The sequence below is a fragment of the Nostoc sp. JL33 genome (assembly GCF_017114985.1).
In the GTDB taxonomy this organism is placed as follows: domain Bacteria; phylum Cyanobacteriota; class Cyanobacteriia; order Cyanobacteriales; family Nostocaceae; genus Nostoc.
Window position 1 is genome coordinate 24808 of sequence record NZ_JABXKP010000070.1, and the last position, 16017, is coordinate 40824.

Annotated in this window: 15 protein-coding genes; 7 read left to right on the top strand and 8 right to left on the bottom strand. The window is 43.7% G+C overall.

What is annotated here, in order from left to right:
* Positions 1–2: 2 nt before the first annotated feature.
* The 4 genes from HWQ23_RS19740 to HWQ23_RS19755 all read right to left on the bottom strand — a co-directional run bounded on the left by HWQ23_RS19740 (position 3) and on the right by HWQ23_RS19755 (position 2996).
* Complete coding sequence (locus HWQ23_RS19740) at positions 3–260, bottom strand: type II toxin-antitoxin system RelE family toxin (protein WP_292831556.1); 258 nt, start codon at positions 258–260, stop codon at positions 3–5.
* Complete coding sequence (locus tag HWQ23_RS19745; RefSeq protein WP_292831559.1) at positions 261–476, bottom strand: hypothetical protein; 216 nt, start codon at positions 474–476, stop codon at positions 261–263.
* A 237-nt stretch (positions 477–713) separates the two neighbouring features.
* Positions 714–2654 carry a tetratricopeptide repeat protein gene (locus HWQ23_RS19750; protein ID WP_292831562.1) on the bottom strand — a complete coding sequence of 647 codons (1941 nt, stop codon included), beginning with the start codon at positions 2652–2654 and terminating at the stop codon, positions 714–716.
* A 123-nt stretch (positions 2655–2777) separates the two neighbouring features.
* The gene (locus HWQ23_RS19755; RefSeq protein WP_292831564.1) at positions 2778–2996 is read right to left on the bottom strand and encodes a hypothetical protein; all 219 of its coding nucleotides are present in this window, start codon (positions 2994–2996) and stop codon (positions 2778–2780) included.
* Positions 2997–3160: 164 nt separating this feature from the next.
* On the opposite strand from HWQ23_RS19755, the gene HWQ23_RS19760 reads away from it, so the two are divergent.
* Entirely contained in the window at positions 3161–3553 is a 393-nt protein-coding gene (locus tag HWQ23_RS19760) for a hypothetical protein (RefSeq protein ID WP_292831567.1), read from the top strand.
* A 314-nt stretch (positions 3554–3867) separates the two neighbouring features.
* Here the strand turns inward: HWQ23_RS19760 and ilvB are convergent, their stop codons facing one another.
* The 3 genes from ilvB to HWQ23_RS19775 all read right to left on the bottom strand — a co-directional run bounded on the left by ilvB (position 3868) and on the right by HWQ23_RS19775 (position 7869).
* Entirely contained in the window at positions 3868–5781 is a 1914-nt protein-coding gene (gene ilvB / locus HWQ23_RS19765; RefSeq protein WP_292831570.1) for a biosynthetic-type acetolactate synthase large subunit, read from the bottom strand.
* Positions 5782–5913: 132 nt separating this feature from the next.
* Positions 5914–7176 carry an MFS transporter gene (locus tag HWQ23_RS19770; protein ID WP_292831573.1) on the bottom strand — a complete coding sequence of 421 codons (1263 nt, stop codon included), beginning with the start codon at positions 7174–7176 and terminating at the stop codon, positions 5914–5916.
* Positions 7177–7251: 75 nt separating this feature from the next.
* Positions 7252–7869 (bottom strand): hypothetical protein, encoded by a 618-nt coding sequence (locus HWQ23_RS19775; RefSeq protein WP_292831575.1) that lies wholly within the window; start codon positions 7867–7869, stop codon positions 7252–7254.
* 235 nt (positions 7870–8104) lie between these two features.
* Between HWQ23_RS19775 and HWQ23_RS19780 the strand changes: the two genes are divergently transcribed.
* Positions 8105–9223 carry a ferrochelatase gene (locus HWQ23_RS19780; protein ID WP_292831754.1) on the top strand — a complete coding sequence of 373 codons (1119 nt, stop codon included), beginning with the start codon at positions 8105–8107 and terminating at the stop codon, positions 9221–9223.
* A 347-nt stretch (positions 9224–9570) separates the two neighbouring features.
* Here HWQ23_RS19780 and HWQ23_RS19785 read toward each other — a convergent pair whose 3' ends face one another.
* Positions 9571–10116, bottom strand: a complete 546-nt coding sequence (locus HWQ23_RS19785) for an NADPH-dependent FMN reductase (RefSeq protein ID WP_292831577.1) — start codon at positions 10114–10116, stop codon at positions 9571–9573.
* A 307-nt stretch (positions 10117–10423) separates the two neighbouring features.
* On the opposite strand from HWQ23_RS19785, the gene ftsH reads away from it, so the two are divergent.
* The 5 genes from ftsH to topA all read left to right on the top strand — a co-directional run bounded on the left by ftsH (position 10424) and on the right by topA (position 15997).
* Positions 10424–12313, top strand: coding sequence for an ATP-dependent zinc metalloprotease FtsH (gene ftsH / locus HWQ23_RS19790; RefSeq protein WP_292831580.1), 1890 nt, complete (start codon positions 10424–10426; stop codon positions 12311–12313).
* 693 nt (positions 12314–13006) lie between these two features.
* Complete coding sequence (locus HWQ23_RS19795) at positions 13007–13162, top strand: hypothetical protein (protein WP_292831583.1); 156 nt, start codon at positions 13007–13009, stop codon at positions 13160–13162.
* 113 nt (positions 13163–13275) lie between these two features.
* Entirely contained in the window at positions 13276–13482 is a 207-nt protein-coding gene (locus HWQ23_RS19800) for a type II toxin-antitoxin system HicB family antitoxin (protein ID WP_292831586.1), read from the top strand.
* 2 nt (positions 13483–13484) lie between these two features.
* Positions 13485–13709, top strand: a complete 225-nt coding sequence (locus tag HWQ23_RS19805; RefSeq protein WP_292831589.1) for a type II toxin-antitoxin system HicA family toxin — start codon at positions 13485–13487, stop codon at positions 13707–13709.
* Positions 13710–13831: 122 nt separating this feature from the next.
* A complete protein-coding gene (gene topA / locus HWQ23_RS19810; RefSeq protein ID WP_292831592.1) occupies positions 13832–15997 on the top strand; it encodes a type I DNA topoisomerase in 2166 nt (721 codons plus the stop codon).
* Positions 15998–16017: the final 20 nt, after the last annotated feature.

Below are 16017 nucleotides of genomic sequence, written 5' to 3' on the forward strand. Positions count from 1 at the left end.
CCCTAATAAATTTCACTACGATGACCAACTTTAGTAATGATGATTAACTGACTCTCTATATCAAATTCATAGATGACTCGATAATCTCCTACTCTTAACTTATAAAACCCCGACCATTCTCCCGTCAGAGGCAAAAAAGTGATCTGCTCAAAATTGATACTTAACCATTCAATCTTATTAAGAATCCGTAGTCGCACCACCTGAGCCAGATTATCTAAATCAGTTATAGACTCTGGTTCAAAACTCACAGAATAACTCATTTAATGCTCTATCCCATACCTTTTGTACACCTCTGATGCTGGAATAGTAGGTCTTCCTTCTAGCCGTTTTTGCCGTATTTCTAATAAACTTTGCTTGAACAACTCTTTAACTTTGTTTCCCTGATCAGGATCACCGAAGTATTCATCTAGAATTTCATCTACTGTGTTACGGATCAAGTTTTGTAACTGTTCTGTCGTCATGTCTTTTATTTGCATAGTTTCTCCGAGCAATGAAATATACACACAATTATACCAATTGGGAAATAATTAAGAATCTACTTTAGAGGATGTTTGGTAAGCAGCCAATCTAATAGGAAAATTGCTAAGGTTGCACTCCTACATACATTATGGTAATTTAGAAAAACCGTGAGTATCATTTAAAAAAACATGACTACTAACTCTATTATCCTTACTTCAGAAGAAATCGCCGAATATCGTGATAAGTTTGCAGGGTTAGATGAGGCTCTCTATGCAATCTTGCTGGTTATAGTAGTCACTTAGATATTTATTACTCCAATCAATTAAGGCATTAAAGTCTTCTGGTTGTGATTCCCAAAATGTTAATTCTTGCCCGTTAGGTTTGATAACAAAAGTGAGAATTCTATCTGTAGGGATGTACCATTCTATAATCGCAGTGCGTTTCTCTAAAGTTTTTTGGAACTGGTTAAATTGAAAGCCAGAACCAACAGGTAGATAGCTGTCTTGTAATACTTGGCGTTGCTGTCGCAATTGCTGGAGATGTTGGGCTAAGTCTGTTGGATTTTCGGCTTTGCCATTTTGGAGTTGATACTGACTACTGGCTATTTCGTCTCGAAGTTTTTCTAGTTGAGTGACAACTTCTGGAGGGAAAATAGTTTTGCTATCACGGTTGAGGATAAGTTCAACTAAGTTACGGGTTTTGCTGCGTTCAACGTATTCAATAGCTGCGATAATGTTGCCCAATTCTAGGCAAACTTCCACCATGCGTCTATAAAGCTGATTCCATTCTTCTGCTTGTTTGCGTTTGGCTTCTTCGCCAGAAACAATCTCTCCCCGCAAAGCTTCGATTGTTGCAATTGCAGAGACAAACGTATTGTAAGCTAAATTAAATTGCTTTTCTTGTTTATATAAAATGCCGAGATTTAACAAAGTTTCTGCTTGGTTTTGGGGAAAGGCGCTGCGGGTGTATATTTCGAGTGCAGCAGTATAAGCAGCGATCGCTAGTTCAATATTCTCGGCTCGTTCTCCTAATATTCTGTCACTGTAAGCAACCCCCAGATTATTTTGCGTAACTGCCCAATCTACAGGAAAAGCGCTGCGGGTTCTAACTTCCAATGCCGCAGAGTAAGCAGCGATCGCTAATTCAAGATTCTCGGCTTTTGTTCCTAATATTCTGTCACCGTAAGCAAGCCCTAGATTATTTTGCGTACCTGCCCATTTTTCAGGAAAAGCGCTGCGGGTGAAAACTTCGAGTGCAGCAGAAAAAGCAGCGATCGCCAACTCCAGATTCTCGGCACGTTGTCCAATTATTCTGTTACGGTAAGCATTCCCCAGATTATTTTGCGTCATTGCCCATTGTTGGGGAAAGGCATTGCAAGTTCTGACTTCTAGTGCGGCACTAAAAGCAGCGCTCGCCAACTCCAGATTCTCGGCACGTTGTCCAATTATTCTGTCAGGGTAAGCATTCCCCAAATTATTTTGCGTTATTGCCCATTGTTGGGGAAAGGCGTTGCGGGTATAAACTTCGAGTGCGGCAGTATAAGCAGCGATCGCTAATTCAATATTATTGGCTCGTTCTCCGAATATTCTGTTAACGTAAGCATTCCCCAGATTATTTTGCGTCATTGCCCACTTTTCAGGAAAGGCGCTGCGGGTGTAAACAGTTAGGGCAATTTCATAGCCAGCGATCGCAATTTCCATGTTGCTGGCTTTGCTACCCAAAGTAAAATCGCTAATCGAACTACTTAATATAACTATAATTGCGGCGATGTATGCTGCATCTGGTTCCACTTCTGTTAGGCTATTTGTTGCCCAACGACGCAATAATTCAGCAAAAATATCATTAAGTTTATCGGTATTTGCTGCCAGTAATGGGTAAATTACTTCAGCATCGCCGTTGCTTTCTGCTGTTGCTTGCAGTATTTCTTGTATAAATCGCCAGTAAGTGTCTATATCTTCTTGAGTGATGGGGGTAGTTTCTGGGGTAGTGAGATATGTTGCTAAGTTTCTCAACCACTCGGCAGTATTTTCCTCTCCCTGCTGTGCAAAATGCTCTGCTACTGCTGCTACAACCTGCACAAAGTTAGCATCTAGCAATTCTGTATTTGCTGCTAATATCTCTGGTTCTTCCCCGCTAGGACAACTTAGCAGGGTTTGAATTAGCTGATTATAAGCTTGTAAACGCTGTTCGTTCATGAGCAGGTGTGAGTTAGACGCATCTTGATTTTCCAATTTCCCCCCAATCTATCGGGGGGATTAAGGGGGGTAATTGGACTTGTGTGTACACCCTAGCTTATAAAGGGGAGGGAATTAGATGTTCTAGTTTCCCCTTTCTAATGTTATTTTGGCGATCGCATTTGTTGATTTAGCGATCGCATTTGTTGATTTAGCGATCGCATTTGTTGATTTAGCGATCGCATTTGTTGATTTAGCGATCGCATTTGTTGATTTGGCGATCGCATTTGTTGATTCGGCGATCGCATTTGTTGATTCGGCGATCGCATTTGTTGATTCGGCGTTCGCATTTGTTGATTGCACTTATTCTCAAACAACAAATCGATATGAAAAATGAGTAAAAATACAGACAAACTCGTAATTATTTCGTTGAACTTTTAATTAAATAAATCCACAAAACTACCCATCTCAGGCAAAAGGATACTCCACTATGTTGAAAAAGGGATTATTAAAAAAAAGGATATCTCATGTCTTTAAAAACTCGTGGTTCTGCTGCTGTTGACAAAGCCCAACTTCGTCTCGCTTTGCTTAAATCTGTTGATGAAAATCTGGATTTAGGACATGGATTAACCATTGAAGTCTACAACCACCTGATCAACGCTACCCGTGCGACGGTAGAAGCTCATAACACGCTTGTGTCCAATCTTGAAGAATCGCGTAAGACAGTAACCCAGATGGATAAAGCCCTCTCCGAAATGTCTGAACGAATGCTAAGTGGAGTTGCAACTATCTACGGCAGAAACAGTATAGAGTATTCCAAGGCTGGCGGTTCTAATGGAAAAAGAAATAAACAATCTAGTTCAAAAGTTGCTCCAATTGTAGCGGTTCTTGCCACTCAACCCGCGATATCCTTTATTTAACAAAGTTTAGGGGTTTAATTCCCCTGCCTCTACAGGCAGAACGTTTTGGGTCGGGGTCTAAATCCCCGTCACAAAACTTAATTATGAATTATGAATTATGAATTATGAATTATTTAAGCCACTCCATATGCCGTGTACGGACGTTTGGTGGCTGTAAACCCTACACCTGGCAATGTAATCTTGTACCGTATCTAAGTGGGAACCGCTATAAGCGACACCTACGCAAGAGGAAAGGGAGCAGAAGTAGGGGAATTCCTGCATCTTTCTCCCCTTCTCTGCTCCCCTACCTCTCTAGTCTGAATTATCAAAAAGCGTTACAACTTAGTCCCACACTCAGCGCAAAAATTGTGAGTAGGAGCATTTTTGGCATTGCAGTGGCTACAATACACTGGCTCTGCTGCGGCTTTCGGTGGTTGCTTCTGCAAGCCGACCATTTGAGCATTGCTCTTGCCAGGGACTACCATTGGATAGCAGTTTTCGTCTCTGGTGACGTGGACATTCACGATCACTGGGCCGTTATGTGCTAGCATTTCGGCGATCGCATCTTTTAATTGACTGCGATCGCTGATTACCATGCCTTTAATCCCATAGGCTTTTGCCAATAACTCTATGTCTGGCATCCCTACTTCCATGTTGGAGCATGAGTAACGCTCACCATAGAAGGCTTGCTGCCACTGGCGCACCATCCCTTGCCAGCCGTTATTGATAATTATCGTCTTGACATTTATCCCATATTGTGCCAGCGTGCCAAGTTCCTGTAAACACATTTGGAAACTGGCATCACCGCTAATACAGATGACTTCTTCATCAGGAAACGCTACTTTAGCGCCCATTGCCGCAGGTAAGCCAAAACCCATCGTTCCCAAACCAGCGCTAGAAATCCAGCGCCTTGGGCCATTCTTCAGGAATTGTGCTGCCCACATTTGATGCTGTCCGACATCTGTGGTGTAGAAAGCGTGGGGTGCTTGGCGACTGACTTCTACAATCACTTCTTGGGGTGAAATGCTGTCGGGATGGTGCGGCACTACTAGAGGATACTCTTCGCGCCAACGGTTAACTAAATTTAACCATTCTTGGTTTTGATTCGGTGTAGCCTTTACCCCTGTTTCTTTGCATCGACGCAACAAGTCTACTAACACATTCCGCACATCGCCGACGATGGGCACTTCCGGAACGCGGTTTTTGCCGACTTCTGCCGGATCGATGTCGATGTGAATTACTTTGGCGCGGGAGGCGAATTCGTCTAACTTACCTGTAACGCGATCGTCAAATCTAGCGCCAACGCAAATCAGCAAGTCGCAATCGCTAACGGCAAAGTTAGCGTAAGCAGTGCCGTGCATCCCCAACATTCCCAAAGCTAGGGGATGATGTTCGTCAAATGCACCGATCCCCATTAAGGTTGTGGTGACAGGGATATCGAATAATTCAGCTAGTTCTTTGACTTCTTCATGGGCATTAGCTGCGATCGCGCCACCACCGACATACAATAGCGGACGGCGACTTTCAGTAATCAACTGGATCGCTGCATTAATCTGCCGGGGATTTCCCTTGACTGTGGGACGATAACCGCGCAATTTTACTGAACCTGGTTTCACAGGCACATAGTCAAATTCTTCTAAAGCTACATCCTTGGGGACATCAATCAAAACTGGCCCTGGACGCCCAGTGCTAGCGATGTGGAAGGCTTCGGCGACAATTCGCGCCATATCTTTGGGGTCACGCACTACATAGGAGTGCTTCACGATTGGTAGGGTAATCCCGTAAATATCAGTTTCCTGAAACGCATCTGTACCAATCGATGGACGTGCTACTTGTCCTGTAACCACAACCATCGGGATTGAATCCATGTAGGCTGTGGCGATGCCTGTCACCAAGTTAGTTGCTCCTGGCCCAGAAGTGCCAAAGCATACTCCTACTTTCCCTGTGGCACGGGCGTAACCATCAGCGGCGTGGGCTGCACCTTGCTCGTGTCTCACGAGAATGTGCTTCATCGGCCCAGTTGCTTGCACCTTATATAGGTCGTCGTAAATTGGGAGAATTGCCCCACCAGGATAACCAAAAATATAATCAACGCCGTGGCGATGAAGGCTGTCAAGCAGAGCAAAACCGCCAGATGCGCGTTTGGGCACGACTGGTGGGCTAGAAATACGAGACTGTTTGTGATTATCGGTTTGTGGGAGACTAATTGGGGAAAGCAATTCTCCTGCGGAGACACTTTGTGAACGCACGGTCAAACCTCAGACTATAGCTAAAATTAATGCAGAATGCTGTAGTTAATACTTCATTTTAATTGAAAAGTTGAATCAAAATCTTATAAATTTTTATATTAAATATAAAGCTAGACTATTAGCCTATATTAATTAAATTACGTCTTGCAAGACATTGCGGGTATTTTTCCAAGCCCAAACACCGACAACTGCAACCACAAGGCTCATTCCTACGAGTATAATTCGCAAGCCCAGAGCATCAGTTAATGGCCCAGTAATCGCCAGAGGTAAGGCCAGAGCGATGTTGACGGCATGATTTTGAAAGCCAAATACTTTACCGTGCATGGTAGGTGGTGTTTGCTGTTGAATTAAAGTTTGCATGGGCACACCAATTAAAGCAGCACCTATACCCAAAAATGCACAGAGTCCTAGCGCCAGCAACAAGTTGTGCGTAAAAGTGAACACCCCTAAAACTAGTGCAATCATCAAAAATCCAACTAGAGGTAGGGGCTTGTGATGAAATTTCTCACCCCAGTGACCTAAAATCGCCGCACCAAATACCATACCCACGCCTGCTGCTGCCAAGAAAAAGCCAAACTGTTTTTCTTTTAGACCAAACTCCGCGGCTAATCGAATCGTCAGCACTGTTAAGGCTGCAAACACACAATATAAAGTTGTCAGTTGCAGCATGGCGTTCAAGATCAAAGGATTTTTCTTGAGATAGCGTAGGCTCTCGGTGAATTCAGCCCAAGGGTTATTTGATGCCCGATTTTCCTTCGGTCGTTTGGGTTCTTTAAACTTAATTGGCTGCATGATCGCAGCCGATAATATATATAATCCACCAACCACAAGCTCTTGACCGTATTCTTCTCCCATCAAGCTTTTCGCCAAACTCAAAATCGGCTCTCCTATAGCAAAGCCAACAATTAAAGCTCCCATCATCGTGCTAGTAAACAGCGCATTCGCTGCCAACAAATTCTCTCGCTTTACCAACAAGGGAATCGCTGCTTGTTCGGCTGGTGCAAAAAACTGCGTCACCGTGGAAATAGCAAAAGTCAGGATTAACAAAATCAGGAAGTGTCGTGGTAACAAGGGAAGACACAGCGTTAATATTCCCCGCACAATATCTGAGCCGACCATAATCAGTTTTTTTGGCAAGCGGTCAACAAAGATACCACCGGCAGAACCGAACAAAATTGCTGGTATTGTAAACGACAGCATCAAGGTTGAGTACATTGAGTTTTGTGCCAACCCAGGAAGCGGTGGGTAGTTCTCCAAAAGAGCAATCAGCAAAACGAAGAAAACCTTATCTGCTAACTGGGACAGCAGTTGCCCAATCCACAGGAGCATAAAACCACGGTTTTTTAGCAGTGCGCCAAACCCGTTATTAACGTCAGCAGGTTCAGTTGGAAACATTAGATACTTTGGGTAGATGGGGCATTGGGCATGGGGCATTGGGCATGGGGCATGGGGCAGACGGGAGAATAACTCCTAACTCCTAACTCCTAACTCCTGTTTACTTACTCCATTGTCCGGATTAATTGCGTCATAGTGCTTTAACAGCATAAGCAAAAACTCATCTGCTTTCAGACGACCTTTGGGTGGAAAAATACCAATAGACGAATCTACCCAGCAGCCTTGTATAGTTTGGGGAGATTTCCACATGGATAAATGCTCAACTGCTGGCTGTGCATAAAAGTTATTTTGCCCACTACCTAGCAAACAAGAACTCCAATGGGTGAAATAATCATGGCTCATCCGATGAATAGGAAAATTACCCTGTAGTGGTACTCCCCATCCATCTATAGCAATAAACGCTTTCACACGACCACCCAAGAGTTGCCACAAATGCGCCGCCCCTATTGCTCCGACTACGCCAGCACTAAAGCTAATGAATATAATTGGTGATTTTAGCTGATTGCCCAAGCTAACGCGCAAAAACTGCAAGATGTGAAATGCTGATAAAACCAAAAAATCTTTACCCGGAAAAATCAGTATATTTGCTGAGTTAGAGGCGATCGCACTATCATAAACTAAATCTAACAATTTCGATCTAAAGCTTTCAGTTAAGTCTGGGTCATGGATTCCAGGGCAAATAATGATATTCATCCGTCTATCGTATTAGCAGGTTTCACAATTATTCATAACTTAAACCTACTACAACGGTCTATGACCTGTTCAGCCTATATACAGTAATAACCGCACTCTGTCTTTTGATGTATTATTTTGATTTCTCCACCTATCGTATCCCCCTGGATGGGATAATATGTTACTAGTAGGGAAAATGTGCAAGCTATTCCCTAATTTTATATCTCTGCACTCTGGTTATATTGAGGAAATCATTGTGGTTGCCACGCCGGAAAAAGTACAACACACTCACGAGCAATTATCAGGTAAAGACCGTGTAGCCGTACTGCTTATGGGCTACGGCGAAGTCGAAAGCTACGAAGATTTCGCCAACTATAACGAACAGGCTTTAAATCTACTTACAGCAAAGTTCGCACCGGTGCCAACCTGGATTTATCCCCCCCTGGCAAAGCTTTTGGCGCTATTTGACCGCCATGAGTGGGGACACACACACCACGATTTTATCTCCCCACACAATGCCATCTTTGAACAGCAACGGGCTGGGATTGAGAAGAATTTACAAGAAAAATGGGGTGAAAATGTTCAAGTTTTCAAGGCTTTCAACTTCTGCGCCCCTTTCCTACCCAATCAAGTCTTGGCAGAAATCAAAAACCAAGGCTTCGATAAACTGCTAATTTACCCACTGCTGGTTGTTGATTCTATCTTTACTAGTGGTATTGCGATCGAGCAAGTTAACAATGCTCTGGTTGAGTTGACTGATGGTGAGGAACACTGGGTTAAAGGACAGCGTTACATTCCTTCTTTCTTCAACGAACCAGCCTACATCGATTTAATGGCTCATCTGGTTGAGGAGAAAATTGCTGAGTTAGCCGCAGCTTATCTACCCTCTCAAATCGGCATTGTCTTAATGAATCACGGCTGTCCACATAAGGCCAAGGGCTTTACTTCTGGGATTGCCGAAAGTGAAGCGATGTATGATTTGGTTCGGGATAAGTTGATTAATCGTTATCCCTTAATCTCAGTGGGTTGGCTCAATCACGATACACCTTTAATTGATTGGACACAGCCAAATGCAGAGCAAGCGGCAAATAACCTGATTCAATTGGGTGCGAAAGTAGTGATATTTATGCCAATTGGCTTTGCGACAGAAAATCACGAAACTTTATTGGATGTACACCATATCATCCATAGTTTAGAAAAACAGCATCCTGGTACGAACTATGTGCAAATGGCTTGCGTCAACGACCATCCGCAATTTTTAGCGATGGTGGCTCAATGGGCTGATGCTCATATTGCACAGTTGTTGTCAGACCAAACTTTGGCAGTTAATCCCCAACTAGCAGGTGATCACCATCACCACCATCACCACCATTAAGGGACTGACAAATTAAAAAACATCCAATAATTTCTTGTGGGGTGGGTGTCTCAGCATTTGTATCAAGTTAAGCCAAAACCCTTTTAAAATCTCGTTTCCAGCCTCTGGCTCGAAATGTATATCATTGCGGCTCTGCCGCAAGTCTTGAGGCAGAGCCTCTCGGAATGCATTCCCAGTCGGAGACTGGGAACGAGACAAAAAAACATCCAATAATTTCTTGTGGGGTGGGTGTCTCACCCGCCCGTAAGCTAAGGCGGGCTTTCCGGCCCGCCCCACAAGATTGGATAGTTTATTTGTTGGAAATTCCTAAGTTTAATAGGATGAGCAAAGCTTTGCCCAAACTACAACTAATTTACGCCCCGCAGCTTGCGAGTATTATCAACTAAACTCTGAGCAAATTCATCAAATCTCTGAGAAAGTTTCTCATCTACTAGCTTGCCTTCAGGACTGAAAGCACCCCAAGCTTGTCCGATCGCAATTTGTTCTGGAATCACCCAACCATGTACCCAACGGATAATTAGCCGTAGGTCATTTAAAGCGTTGCTATTAGACTGACCACCTAAGACGCTAATCAATCCTGTCACTTTACCAGACAGTTGATCAAAACTCATCAAATCTAAGGTATTTTTCAGAACTCCACTAACGCTACCATGATACTCAGGTGTCGCTAAAATTAATCCATCGGCGCGACTGACTATATCTTGCAATCGCTGAACATCTGGATACTCTGGATACTCCTTTGCGCCAGTGCAAAAGGGTAGATGCAACTGCCGTAAATCGAGAATTTCTACCTCTGCACCCACAGCTTCAACCCTTTGCGCCGCTACTTGTAAAGCGACGTGGGTATAGGAGTTAGGTCTTAAACTACCACCAATGCCAACAATTCTTACCATAAATAATTAACCCACAAACTATTAACTAGCTACTATCATCAGATTTTTTTGAAAAGCGGAGTCATTATGACTATGTTTATCTTAGCGATTTGTGTCGGAATATGTCAAATTAATATCTCCGGTCGGGAGGCAGAAAAATTATCCAGGTTGCTCAACTTCATCTAATAGCCGGAAGAAACTTGGGAATGGTTTTGTGTGGAAGTTAGACTAGATAAGAAAAGTGTAATTTCCAGTTATTACAATTTTTCCTAGAAGAATAGGCATAAACCATAACTCAACTTGTGCCAGCAGACAAAGGGTAACTATTATGACAAATTTGGGAAAAAAAGCTTTGATAAAAGGGCAGTCCTCAAAGCGCGTTGCTTGGGTTGGTGCAATCGCTGCTAGTTTGATTATGTTGCCAGGAATTTTCGGGAGTACTCCCGTCTTGGCACAAAAAGTAGAGAGTACCCCTCTAAATTATGGCGACTTGCTCAAGAAAGCGAAGGCGGGAGAAATCCAAAAAGTAGAGCTTGACGAAACCGAACAGCTAGCAAGGGTTTATCTCAAGGGGCAAAAGGATGATACACCACCGCAACAGGTGAGACTTCTGGCACAAAACACAGAGTTGATTAACATACTCAAAGATAAGAATGTTGATTTTGGCCAAGTTTCCTCTGCTAACAGTCGGGCTGCTGTTGGGCTGTTGATCAATCTCATGTGGATTTTGCCCCTGGTGGCTGTAATGATATTGTTCCTGCGTCGGTCTACTAATGCTTCTAGCCAAGCGATGAATTTCGGCAAATCGAAAGCTCGCTTCCAAATGGAGGCAAAAACTGGAGTGAAATTTGAAGATGTTGCTGGGGTTGAAGAAGCTAAAGAAGAACTTGAAGAAGTTGTTACTTTCCTCAAACAGCCAGAAAGATTTACTGCTGTAGGCGCACGTATTCCCAAAGGAGTGCTGTTAATTGGCCCCCCTGGTACTGGTAAAACTTTACTAGCAAAAGCGATCGCTGGTGAAGCAGGTGTACCATTCTTCAGTATTTCCGGTTCGGAATTCGTGGAAATGTTCGTCGGTGTGGGTGCATCTCGCGTGCGCGACCTTTTCAAGAAAGCCAAAGATAATGCTCCTTGTCTAATATTTATCGATGAAATTGACGCAGTAGGTAGACAACGGGGCGCTGGTATCGGTGGCGGTAACGACGAGCGCGAACAAACCCTCAACCAACTGCTCACGGAAATGGATGGTTTTGAAGGTAACACAGGCATCATTATTATTGCTGCCACTAACCGCCCAGATGTTTTAGATACAGCGTTACTCAGACCGGGACGCTTTGACAGACAAGTGATGGTCGATCCACCGGATCTCAAAGGGCGACTGGAAATTTTGCAAGTCCACGCCCGGAATAAAAAAATTGATCCTAGCGTATCATTAGAAGCGATCGCTCGCCGCACTCCTGGTTTTACTGGCGCAGACTTAGCCAACTTACTCAACGAAGCCGCCATTCTCACCGCTCGGAGGCGCAAAGAAGCTGTCACCATTTTAGAAGTTGATGCTGCTATAGATCGAGTTGTTGCAGGTATGGAAGGTACCGCCTTAGTAGACAGCAAGAGCAAGCGCTTGATTGCCTATCATGAAGTTGGACATGCTTTAGTGGGCACATTGCTCAAAGACCATGACCCTGTGCAGAAAGTTACACTCATCCCACGGGGACAAGCGCTAGGATTAACTTGGTTTACTCCTAACGAAGAACAAGGGTTAATTTCCCGTTCCCAACTCAAAGCCAGGATTACTGCAACTTTGGGTGGTCGCGCCGCCGAAGAAATCGTTTTTGGTAAGCCAGAAGTGACCACAGGTGCAGGCAATGACCTACAACACGTAACAGGGATGGCGCGGCAGATGGTGACACGTTTCGGGATGTCAGAATTAGGCCCATTATCCTTGGAAAATCAGAGTTCAGAGGTATTTTTGGGACGTGACTGGATGAATAAATCAGACTATTCTGAAGAAATTGCTGCCAAGATTGATGCACAAGTACGCGAAATTGTCAACAATTGTTATATCAAGTCCAAAGAACTGTTGGAACTCAACCGCATCGTTTTGGAGCGTTTAGTAGATTTGTTAATAGAACAGGAGACAATTGAAGGCGATTTATTCCGCAAAATTGTTGCTGACAATGCTCAGGTAGCCGATGCAAAATTGGCTGTACCTCATTAGCGTATTGCCTTGTTGTACTGCCCAGAAATAAATTAACAATTACTTAAAAACCCGGTTTTTTTATCAAAACCGGGTTTTTTACCTTTCTATTTAAGATTAAGCGATCGCAAATACCTACCAAACCTATAGAAAGCGGAGTCTGATGCAGCAATACAGTTCAGCTAAGGTTGCTTGACATCACTTTGTAGTGCGATGCCTGCGGCGGGCGTAGCCATCGCAAACCGTCTCCATAAGAATCGCTTGGCGCGGACAGCATCAATTTTTGCTAATTACTGCTGTAAGTCAACTTGGTAGAGAAACAGGAAGTGCGATCGCGACCAAAGACGATGAGTGCGATCGCCTAATTTTACTTTGAAGCCGACACTTTTTTTAATCGCCAAATGGGTCAAAAAGCTAACAATACAAAAATACTATTAAAAATACATGACTTGGAAGATATACAGATATATACCATGCTATTCATCCAAAGCAAGCTAGTATTTATCCAGACAGTTTGCACTCAACAGAATGAAGAACAAAAAGCGTTTATTGATGCAACAAAGAGCTTAAATAAGTTTAACAGCAAATCAACTTAAGCTGTCGCGCGTATAACTTGCACTTTTTATGGTCTGGAACCCTTGTTGCAACGAGAACACTCTGGAAAATTAAAGACCCGACAACTTAACCCCATTAAAAAATCTATTTAAGACTCTGTTGGAGTGGCAAACAAACGCTACTAGTTTTGAGTTTAAAGTTGAGGCTAAAATCATAGTAGTTGAGCCAGTTGGAACGGCGATCGCTTTGGAAGGGCATCATTTACCTCTAAACACAGTTCAGCAATTGCCAAAGCTTTTTGGTACAGTATTCTAGAAAATCCATATCACGAGAATAGGCGATCGCTCGGCTGCTTTTTTGGATTAAATGGTCGCAGGTTACAATAATAAATAACTAAATAACTACAACTCTCTTGCCAACAACAGTGTATGAAGTTCAATGTAATACTTGATCGTGATGAAGATGGGGTTTGGATTGTCGAGTGCCCCAGTATACCTGGTTGTGTTAGTCAAGGTCAGACAAGAGAAGAAGCCCTGGAAAATATCAAGGACGCGATCGCAGCTTGTCTTCAAGTTCGTGCAGAACTTGGTTTACCGCTCACTGTGGAGACTCATCAAGTAGAGGTTACAGCATAATCATGGCATCTGCCCTTCCGGTTCTCAGTGGGCGTGAAGTTGTCCGTGTGTTTGAATCGTTCGGTTGGGAATTTGCACGTCAAAGTGCTAGTCATATCATCCTGGTTAAGAAAGGCGAAACAGTAACCTTATCTGTTCCAGATCATCGTGAAGTGGCCAAAGGAACATTGCGTAGTCTCATCCGTACTGCTGGACTTACAGTTAATGAATTCATTACCGCTATCTAATCGCGTGGTAAGCAATTTCCCAAGCTTTTTGGTACAGTATTCTAGAAAATCCAGATCACGAGAATAGGCGATCGCTGATTGCAATTGCCAGTTTATTGCTCAAAATCTAGAACGCAGTTGCTATGATCAAACGCCTCCTTGTGGTAGAGTCTCCCGGAAAAGTCAAAAAGCTCAGTCAAATTCTGGGTGCAGATTGGAAAGTTCTCGCCAGTTGTGGCCATATCCGAGAACTCAGCAATGAAGGAGACGATTCCTTGGGCTTCGTCATGGACGGCAATAATGTCCGATGCAATTACGTGCCGCGTGACCAACGAGCGAAGGAAACAATTCAAAAACTCAAGTCTGCGGTGAAGCAGGTTGATGAAGTTGTCTTAGCAACTGACCCAGACCGGGAAGGCGAAACGATCGCTTGGCATCTCAAAGAAACACTGGGTTTAAGGGAACCGAAACGAGTAATTTATACTGAGATTACAGCATCGGCGGTGCAGAGTGCGATCGCTAATCCCAGAAAGCTAGACCAAAACTTAATCGGTGCTGGGTTGTGCAGAGATTGTCTAGATAAGTTGGTTGGTTACAAGGGTAGTCCGTTAGTTTGGGCATTGAATAACGGCGCTAAGAGTGTTGGCAGAGTCCAAAGCGCCACGTTGCACCTGATTTGTCAGCGAGAAAACGAAATTCTGGCTTTTGTCCCCCAAGATTATTGGAGTGTCTGGGTAGATTATGCGGAAGGATTTCGAGCTTTTTACAAAGGGACGGTCGATTCTGCAAAAGATGCAGCAGACCAAGAAACTGAAACTCACGATGACGCGAAGGTAGGTAATAGTACAGAAACACCGGAGTCTAAGCGTGTTCTTTCGGAAGCAGAGGCTACACGTTTAGTTGAAGAAGCACAGCGACATCCTCATCAGGTGATTCATTTTGAAGGAAAAATCGTTAACCGCCAGCCACCGCCACCATTTACAACTTCCAGCCTTCAGCAAGCAGCCGGTTCAAAGCTGAGGTTTGCTCCCGACAAAACCATGCTTGTTGCCCAAAAGCTTTATGAGGCAGGGCTGATTACATATATGCGAACAGACTCAGTTATGCTGAGTCCAGAATTTTGTGCCAGCGCCCGTAAATGGTTGGAGCAAAATGATCCGCAGAATGTACCGTCGCAAGTCGCCAAGCATCGCAGTAGCAAGTCGGCTCAAGAAGCACATGAGGCGATTCGTCCAACGGATGTCTTTCGTCCCTCAGTTCAATTGCGCTCTGAACTTCCTGATGATCAGTTTAATCTATATGTGATGATCTGGAAACGCTCAATTGCTTCTCAGTGTCGGGCTGCTCAATTGCGTAAAACTCTGGTGATTACTCAGTCTGGTTCCCTACTGTGGTCAGCTAGAGGGCAAGTGATTGAATTCTACGGTTATGCCCGGTACTGGAATAATCTCAGCAAGGATAGTATTTTACCTTCATTACAGCAGGGACAGGCATTAAAACTGGAGAATGCTGGACATGAGCAGAAGCAGACGCAGCCACCACCCCGTTATAGTGAACCAAAATTGGTGCAACTGATGGAACGTAAAGGAATTGGTCGCCCAAGTACTTATGCTCCTACTGTTGCTACCTTAAAAAAACGAAATTATGTCGAGTTGAAAAAAGACCATCTGCAACCGACAGCGTTAGGGTTAGAAGTTGATGCGTTTTTGCTCAAAGCACTGCCGGATTTATTAGAGGCAGAATTCACAGCGAAAATGGAAGATGCCCTTGATGCAATTTCTGAAGGAAAAAACTCTTGGCAGTATTATTTAACTAGTTGGAATCAGAATTATTTTGTACCAGCACTCTCCAAAGCTAAAACTGTAGTTGCGAGTTCCTCAACAGGTAAAGCTAATGTGATAAGCGAGCGCAAATATGAAACTTCCAAAACGCGATGTCCTGAATGCAGCAATTTTCTTGCTAAAATTCCGAGTACTAAAGTTAAAAAGAAATATTTCCTCAAATGCACAAAAGGCTGTGAAAATGTCGTGCTATTTTGGAGCGACTTTAACAAGACTTGGCAGCCACCACAAACTAAAGCAGTCCAAGCTGAAAATCAACAAAAGCCTCCGATGAAGGTTACGGCATATCCCTGCCCGGTATGTAAGAAACCTCTAGAGGAGTACAGTTACATCAAAGAGGGGCAGAGTAAGAAAATGTTGCGATGTTCTGACCCGCGATCGCGTAAAGATACCAAACATAAAGATGTGGCTTATTTCAGTACGCAAAAAGGGTGGTGGAGTCCTAAGTTTGGAAATTTGAATTGTTAGACTCCACTGCTGATATTTTT

Coding starts and splice junctions, on each gene's coding strand:
- HWQ23_RS19740 (WP_292831556.1), bottom strand. CDS start 260: ATGAGTTATTCTGTGAGTTTTGAACCAGAGTCTATAACTGATTTAGAT.
- HWQ23_RS19745 (WP_292831559.1), bottom strand. CDS start 476: ATGCAAATAAAAGACATGACGACAGAACAGTTACAAAACTTGATCCGT.
- HWQ23_RS19750 (WP_292831562.1), bottom strand. CDS start 2,654: ATGAACGAACAGCGTTTACAAGCTTATAATCAGCTAATTCAAACCCTG.
- HWQ23_RS19760 (WP_292831567.1), top strand. CDS start 3,161: ATGTCTTTAAAAACTCGTGGTTCTGCTGCTGTTGACAAAGCCCAACTT.
- HWQ23_RS19770 (WP_292831573.1), bottom strand. CDS start 7,176: ATGTTTCCAACTGAACCTGCTGACGTTAATAACGGGTTTGGCGCACTG.
- HWQ23_RS19775 (WP_292831575.1), bottom strand. CDS start 7,869: ATGAATATCATTATTTGCCCTGGAATCCATGACCCAGACTTAACTGAA.
- HWQ23_RS19785 (WP_292831577.1), bottom strand. CDS start 10,116: ATGGTAAGAATTGTTGGCATTGGTGGTAGTTTAAGACCTAACTCCTAT.
- ftsH (WP_292831580.1), top strand. CDS start 10,424: ATGACAAATTTGGGAAAAAAAGCTTTGATAAAAGGGCAGTCCTCAAAG.
- HWQ23_RS19800 (WP_292831586.1), top strand. CDS start 13,276: ATGAAGTTCAATGTAATACTTGATCGTGATGAAGATGGGGTTTGGATT.
- HWQ23_RS19805 (WP_292831589.1), top strand. CDS start 13,485: ATGGCATCTGCCCTTCCGGTTCTCAGTGGGCGTGAAGTTGTCCGTGTG.
- topA (WP_292831592.1), top strand. CDS start 13,832: ATGATCAAACGCCTCCTTGTGGTAGAGTCTCCCGGAAAAGTCAAAAAG.